Source organism: Coxiella-like endosymbiont of Rhipicephalus sanguineus, from assembly GCF_018687865.1.
This window is the reverse complement of the sequence record NZ_NIQB01000058.1, coordinates 1-6,988: the sequence shown is the minus strand read 5'-3', so window position 1 is coordinate 6,988 and position 6,988 is coordinate 1. Positions and strand designations below refer to the sequence as shown.

The following is a 6,988-nucleotide window of genomic DNA, read 5'->3' as shown; positions in this document are numbered from 1 at the left end:
AGCGACAGAAACACCAAATAATGCCGGCACCATCAATTTTAGAACCCGAATTACCCCGGGATCACGCCACCACCATTTAGGGATAGGAAGAAATCCTAAACGATATAAAAAAGGGAGTTGAGTAGCTAATTGTAAAAGACCCCCGATTAGTACCCCCCAAGCTAAAACATAAATGGGGGTTGAGACATGAGACGCCCACAACCATGCTACCGCAATCATGGCAATGTTTAACAACACAGGAGTAAATGCCGGTACGGCAAATCGGTTGAACGTATTTAATGTAGCTCCGGCAAAGGCAGTTAAAGCAATTAATAATAAATAGGGAGAGGTAATTCGCAACATGTGGGTGGCGTAAGTCAGGCGAACAGGATCGCTCACGAACCCCGGCGCGAATAGCATAATGACCAAGGGAGCAATAATTTCAGCAAACGCCACAATGACCAGCAAAGCCGTACCTAAACTTCCAGAAATTACATTGATAAATTGATGGACTTCTTTCTGCGAGCGATGGATTCGATATTCCGCTAATACCGGCACAAAAGCCTGAGCAAAAGCCCCTTCACCAAACAATCGGCGCATGAAATTAGGGATTTTGAATGCAACTACAAAGGCATCAAACGCAGGTCCGGCGCCAAAAATCACAGCAAGCACCACATCTCGAGCAAATCCCAGCAAACGGGAAATGAGCGTCATACTAGAAACAATAAATGTGGATTTGAATAACTTACGGCTCATAGAGCGCTTCTGTTATTGAGAGCAAGGTGGTAAGGATATCGCAGGCTCATTCTATTGACAAACGCCGTGTAAAAACGGCATATTGTCAGGCTCAGATAAAACATTTTGGAGGATATCCATGGCTAACACTCCCCAAGCAAAAAAGCGTGCGCGACAAAATCAGAAGCGACGACTACACAATGCAAGCCAACGTTCGGCCGTTCGCACGATCGTGAAAAAAACATTAAAAAGCCTCCAAGCCAATGATCATTCTGCTGCACAAAGTGCTTTCCAACAGGCCGTCCAATTACTTGATAAGGCCGCGGGCAAACGGATTATCCATCCAAATAAAGCAGCTCGCTTGAAAAGCCGCTTAAACCAAAAATTAAAAGCGTTAAAATCCTAAATAGGGTGAGCTAAGATAAGAAAGCTTAGGTGCTTAAGCTCCCATCGCGTCTTACTTTTTCTTTTCAATAAATTCCATCAAATCGTAACATAACTTCCATAACTTCTGAGTCCCTTCGTATTTGAGTGCTGAAATTTTATAGACGGGGCCGTGCCAATTAAGTTCCTTGATAACCGCTTTGCAACGCGGCTCAATCTCCTCTGGAGGCAATAAATCCGTTTTGTTAAATACTAACCACCTTGGTTTTTCTAAAAGCTGGCTGCTAAATTCTTTAAGTTCATCTACAATTGCTTTCACAGCTTGAACCACAGAATCCAGCCCCTCTACCGGGGCTGTATCGACGATGTGTAATAGAATTTGAGTTCGTTCGAGATGCCTTAAAAATTGGATACCCACTCCTGCTCCCGCGGTAGCCCCTTCAATAATGCCAGGTATGTCCGCAATGACAAAGCTTCGATATTCTCCAATCCGCACTACCCCGAGATAAGGGTAAAGAGTGGTGAACGGATAGTCGGCAATTTTAGGGGTAGCCTTTGAAACCGCGCGGATAAAGCTAGATTTTCCTGCGTTAGGCAAGCCTAATAAACCCACGTCAGCTAATAATTTTAATTCTAATTTTAATTCGCGTTTTTCACCCTCTTCGCCGGAAGTTGTTTTCCGCGGGGCTCGATTCGTGCTGCTCTTAAAATAAGCATTCCCTAAACCATACCGTCCTCCTTGAGCCACACAGAGCTTCTGGCCTTCCTGCATTAAATCACCAATCAGTTCTTCCGTTTCTTTGTCATAAACCATAGTTCCTAGGGGGACAGACACTACCAAGTCTTCCCCTTTTTTTCCACTACGAAGCTTACCCATACCCGGTTGGCCATTTTGTGCTCGTAATAGTCGTTGATACCGAAATTCTACTAAGGTGTTAACAGATTTATCGGCAATAAAATAAACGCTCCCACCCTGTCCACCATTACCACCATCAGCCCCCCTCGGGGAATAAACTTCTCTCGACGAAAACTTAAGCAGCCGTACCCACCATTTCCGCCTTCTACTTGCACGAATACTTCATCTACAAATTTCATGATTGCAATTATACTCACCAATTCTCGAGAGCAGAGAATATAAATGTAATGCTAGCAATAGAAGGGTTGTTTAGTAAATCAAATAAATAATACTATAGCCTTTCATCTTGAAGAGACTGGAAAGTGAGATATCTTGAAAAGACTAAATCTCTTCCATAGGTTCTATAGAAACGTAATTACGTTGCTTGATTCCTTTACGCGTAAATTTAACCTTGCCATAAACTAAGGCATACAAAGTATGATCTCGACCCATACCCACATTTTCTCCCGGGTGATAATGGGTGCCCCGCTGCCGAATAACGATATTGCCAGCGACTACTCGCTCACCTCCAAAACGTTTTACACCCAACATCTTTGGATTAGAGTCGCGACCGTTTCGTGTGCTACCACCCGCTTTCTTATGAGCCATTATCTATTCCTCTTTTTTCTTTTCTTCGAGACCGATACCGGTAACTTTTACTGTAGTAAAATCTTGTCGATGCCCCATGTGTTTCATATGATGCTTACGCCGTTTAAATTTGATAATATTAATTTTAGAAACTCGGCCCTGATCGACAATTTCCGCTGTTACTTGGGCGCCTTTTACTTGAGGAGATCCAATGTGTAACTCATCGCCTTCCCTGATTAACAATATATCGTCAAATTTCACAGAAGCACCAATGTCTTGAGCTAATTTCTCTATTTTTAAGGTTTGACCTTCGGTAACCCAATATTGTTTACCGCCGGTTCTAATGATTGCATACATTCCAAATCTCCATTGAACAATGAAGAGGATGCATTTTACGGAATCTTTCAGTCCCTGACAAGCCATAAATAAAATGCCCAATAGTTCTAGCTAAGATTCTGGTCTTGACACAACTGCCACCACCCTCCTAACATGGAATGACATGAAAGCCATTGAAATCATTTCAGATACGCCTCTTTCTCTGGAATCGCTTCGATTTCCCATAAAACATGATCTGGAGGCTGTCGACGCTCTTATTCTCAACAAGCTTTCCTCTCATATACCCCTGATACAAACGATTACTCATCATATTATTCGAAGTGGAGGCAAACGTTTGCGACCGTTGGTCGTGCTCCTAGCTGCTCGAGCCTGTGGTTATGATCAAAACACCGAACATCACGAATTAGCCACCGTCGTTGAATTCATTCATACCGCTACTCTGCTGCATGATGATGTAATCGATAAATCTAATCAACGTCACGGCCAACAAACCGCTAATGCAAGGTGGGGAAATTCTGCGAGTGTATTGGTAGGGGACTTCCTCTATTCCCGTGCTTTCCAGATTTTGGCCAAACGCAACAATATTCCCGTCATGAAAGTATTGGCTAATACGACGAACGAAATTTCGGAAGGAGAAGTCTGGCAGCTTATGAATCAAAACGACCCTAACATTGAAGAGTCGACTTATTATGAAGTGATTCGCCGCAAAACAGCCCAATTGTTTTCCGCCGCCGCCGAAATTGGCGCAATTATTGGAACGAAAAACGAGCCCCTACGAAAGGCCATGGCTTCCTTCGGCTTACATGTGGGAATGGCCTACCAAATTATTGATGACCTTCTCGACTACAGCGAGGATTCTTCTAAGTTGGATAAAAATATCGGCGATGATTTGGCAGAAGGAAAAGCGACACTGCCATTAATTTATGCCAAACAAAAAGCTAATCTTCGAGAAGTCGAGCTTATTCGTGAAGCTATTAAAACAGGAGGCTTGAAGAATCTACCCTGCATTATGCAAATTATCTCTGATACTAAAGCTCGAGAATATACCCGACAATGCGCTGTTCAAGAGATTGAAAAAGCACAAATTCAATTACAACAATTACCCTCTTCTCCTTTTCACTACAGTTTGGAAGCGTTAGCAAAATTCGTCGTAAGCCGGCAATATTAATAATTTGCGATACGATACGGCTGCTCATCCAGTAAACTCTCTGCGAAAGACAAGTTTCCTTACACTCCATCCCCAGGATCTCTAAAAGATAAAATTAGGCGAGCTTAGTTTAGGTGAAACAGAGAAAGGGTGTCTGACGAATTGCGTGGTGTAGCTGAGCTTGGTAAAGCACTGCCTTTGGGAAGCAGGCACCGGCGGTTCGAATCCTCTTCTCACCCCGGATTAAATAGGGTCTTTGGGTAAGCTCCAAAACGTCTCTAGCGAGATTGTTTTGCAACGAAATGAGCAACCTCGCCGATTACTTTTATTTCAACCTAGAAAAAATGACTTTTTAACATGATTTCTAATCCTATTTTATCATCTTGCCAATTTTAAAAATACCTTTTTTCTTATAAACGGTAAGTAATTTAGCCAACCAATTGGATTTCTGATCTTGGCTATTCTTAATTTAAATCTTCATTTAAGTCTTCAAATCGAGCAATTAGGTTTGCAACTTAGCAATTGATAAATATCTATGAAATAACTGGCATCCAATCCAAGTGCCACTTAGATAATGATCGTTAGCTGCAGAACAAAAAATTTACTAAATTTCAAAAAGTTGAGAAATTTAACTTATACTCAACTGTAATAGAAGAATTATATTTTAAAATTAGCATGGGAAGATGGTGTTATGAAGGATATTCTGCGAATAGTCGGATATTTTGTATCTTTAGTGCTGTGAGCTTTGCTTTGCTGATAATTCAGTAACCATACAAAATAATCCCACTCAACAAGTCTGCGTGCTTATGAGACCAAACGGGCATAAAACACCGTTTAGGGGGGTAATTGTATTGGGGGGGTATGCCACTTACAAATCTACAGATAGACACTTAAGTGAAACTACGGTTTTCAAATTTCTATGATATGAAATTAGTAAGAACTGTTACATAGTTTGTGAAACGAAAAGCTTACCTCCTTTACAAGGAGAGGTTGTTATATCTTCGGATGGCCCCCTAAAAATATTGTACTTTTAATGGCACACCTGTATCCAGCAGCTCGGAACTCATCCATTTTAATTTTTTCAATACCTGTCTCGTGCAATAACGACGAAAAAAATAACTATAAATATTAAATATTATTAAATATCTTTAAAAATTATATCCTTAAAAATTTATAGCAAGGTTTTCCATAAGCATGATTCAATATTTTCTCTATTTTATCAAATTGGATTCATCTCCAATACTACTTTTCCGGTAACTATGAAAAGCCTTACCAGGATCAGATTGTTCATTGAATATTTTATATTATTCGCTCACGAATTGATTGATCAAATTAGCTTCTTGCGGATCCAAGACAATAACACGTTTATCATCATCAAAACTCAATAGTAAATTTTTTATTTAATTTATTCATGACCTCTAAGGGGCTAAGTAATGATGTAATAAAGATACCGGATGTACGTCATTCCAGAACATATAACCATGAGCAGGATAAACACCTCCTTCATTTTTAAGTCGTTCATCTTTAATCAGAAATTTTGTTTTCTTTTCAAGATCGAAATTATAAGCTTTAGGGTTATCATAAATTTTATTAAATTCTTGATACATATCAAAAAGTTCAATAGAACAATCGTTATTTTCCTGACTAAATCTATTAACCTCTTCTTTAATAGGTGATTAAAATATTCAACTACTTCTGTCGTCTTTTTTCGTTGTTCCTCAGTTCGTTCTTTTTTGGTGACGAGGTGTTTTAGCTAAATCAGGGATTAAACAATATAAAATTCTTGTATCCTGATTCGGTTATTTTTTCAGGTTTTTTATTCTAGCTTTTACAGCATTTTCTGCTGCCGTTATCGTAAGTTTTTTATTGACAGTAAGAAGATCGTTAGACCCCGACCATTCAAAAATCAAAGTCTGAATTTTAATTTCCTCCGCAACACCTTTTTGTTTTTCCTCTGCTAAGAATATTTTTCGTTGTGCTTTAAGGTTGGTAACAATACCTTGGGCTGCCAAGGCTTCAATTTCTGCTTTCGCCTCCTTCCAGGAAACTTTTTTGATAGATCGAATAGGATTTTTAACAATGTAATATAACTCGCTTCCTAAACTTCGCATTAGCGAATAATGCGCAGCTGTTGCTCCAACGATAGCATAATTCCTACAGACCTGCTTTCCTGCAAAGTGAATATTGGTTCCTTGGTGAGCTATTTGATAATGATTGAGGTGCTCAAATTCTCTTTGAGCCAAATTACCAAGGTCTAACGAATCATAATAGTCAACTATTTGCTAAGTCGGGAATTTCTTCTTGATCCAAAGTAGCTTTCTCTAACATTATAGTCATTAACTGTTGAATAGCGGATTAAACTACAAAGTCAAGCCAAACTCGTTCGTTGGTAAACCCTCCCCAATCCTGATTTATCTATGTCTGTGCCAAAAACAGGAAAAACAAAAAGATACTTATGATCCATTCTTCCTTCATCTATCATACTATCGCCCAATCCTATCAATCGCGATATTTTAATTTACATTTTTTTTGATTTATTCCAAAAAAAGGAAACACTTATATTTTTCTCTCTATAAATAAAAAAATTTCCATCAAATTAATAACTAAGATAAAAATGTTTTTATAAAAAATTAAAATTAAATTAATTAATTAATTAAAATTTATTTTTTTAGAATGGGATAAATTTTTCAAATCTAATCTGGGCGAAGAAAAACAAAATTATCCTTAAAGAATTTTTAAAAATTGCTTCTAATTTGCATTTAGTTTTTTTCGAGAATTAATAAAACGTTACTATAAACTATTAAAGGACTAACTCTATAAAAATGACTTTCATAAAAATCATTCATAAAATTAATTGTTGTTGGTGACTTGTTGAGCTTCTTAACCCTAGGCTTGTCTATAGCTTGTCGGGTTGTGATGCGTAC

The 6,988-nt window shown here is 38.7% G+C and carries 6 protein-coding genes and 1 pseudogene; 2 read left to right on the top strand and 5 right to left on the bottom strand.

Annotated elements, in window-relative coordinates:
- A partial coding sequence (gene murJ, locus B1F79_RS03435) for a murein biosynthesis integral membrane protein MurJ (protein WP_251366005.1) occupies nucleotides 1–735 on the bottom strand: 735 nt, incomplete at its 3' end.
- A gap of 118 nt (nucleotides 736–853) precedes the next feature.
- On the opposite strand from murJ, the gene rpsT reads away from it, so the two are divergent.
- Nucleotides 854–1,120, top strand: coding sequence for a 30S ribosomal protein S20 (gene rpsT / locus B1F79_RS03430; RefSeq protein ID WP_048875500.1), 267 nt, complete (start codon nucleotides 854–856; stop codon nucleotides 1,118–1,120).
- Nucleotides 1,121–1,171: 51 nt separating this feature from the next.
- Here rpsT and cgtA read toward each other — a convergent pair.
- The 3 genes and pseudogenes from cgtA to rplU form a co-directional block, all read right to left on the bottom strand.
- Nucleotides 1,172–2,193 (bottom strand): annotated as a pseudogene (cgtA, locus tag B1F79_RS03425) (Obg family GTPase CgtA).
- Between the two features lie 142 nt (nucleotides 2,194–2,335).
- Nucleotides 2,336–2,602, bottom strand: a complete 267-nt coding sequence (gene rpmA / locus B1F79_RS03420) for a 50S ribosomal protein L27 (RefSeq protein ID WP_251366004.1) — start codon at nucleotides 2,600–2,602, stop codon at nucleotides 2,336–2,338.
- 3 nt (nucleotides 2,603–2,605) lie between these two features.
- Nucleotides 2,606–2,938 (bottom strand): 50S ribosomal protein L21, encoded by a 333-nt coding sequence (rplU, locus tag B1F79_RS03415; protein ID WP_251366003.1) that lies wholly within the window; start codon nucleotides 2,936–2,938, stop codon nucleotides 2,606–2,608.
- A gap of 142 nt (nucleotides 2,939–3,080) precedes the next feature.
- Here rplU and B1F79_RS03410 point away from each other — a divergent pair, with 142 nt between their 5' ends.
- Nucleotides 3,081–4,085, top strand: coding sequence for a polyprenyl synthetase family protein (locus B1F79_RS03410; protein WP_251366002.1), 1,005 nt, complete (start codon nucleotides 3,081–3,083; stop codon nucleotides 4,083–4,085).
- 1,778 nt (nucleotides 4,086–5,863) lie between these two features.
- On the opposite strand, the gene B1F79_RS03405 is transcribed toward B1F79_RS03410, so the two are convergent.
- Nucleotides 5,864–6,307, bottom strand: a complete 444-nt coding sequence (locus B1F79_RS03405) for a hypothetical protein (protein WP_251366001.1) — start codon at nucleotides 6,305–6,307, stop codon at nucleotides 5,864–5,866.
- Nucleotides 6,308–6,988 lie beyond the last annotated feature (681 nt).

Excerpts from the sequence above, each read along its gene's own strand:
- rpsT (WP_048875500.1), top strand. The coding sequence starts at position 854 with ATGGCTAACACTCCCCAAGCAAAAAAGCGTGCGCGACAAAATCAGAAG.
- rpmA (WP_251366004.1), bottom strand. The coding sequence starts at position 2,602 with ATGGCTCATAAGAAAGCGGGTGGTAGCACACGAAACGGTCGCGACTCT.
- rplU (WP_251366003.1), bottom strand. The coding sequence starts at position 2,938 with ATGTATGCAATCATTAGAACCGGCGGTAAACAATATTGGGTTACCGAA.
- B1F79_RS03410 (WP_251366002.1), top strand. The coding sequence starts at position 3,081 with ATGAAAGCCATTGAAATCATTTCAGATACGCCTCTTTCTCTGGAATCG.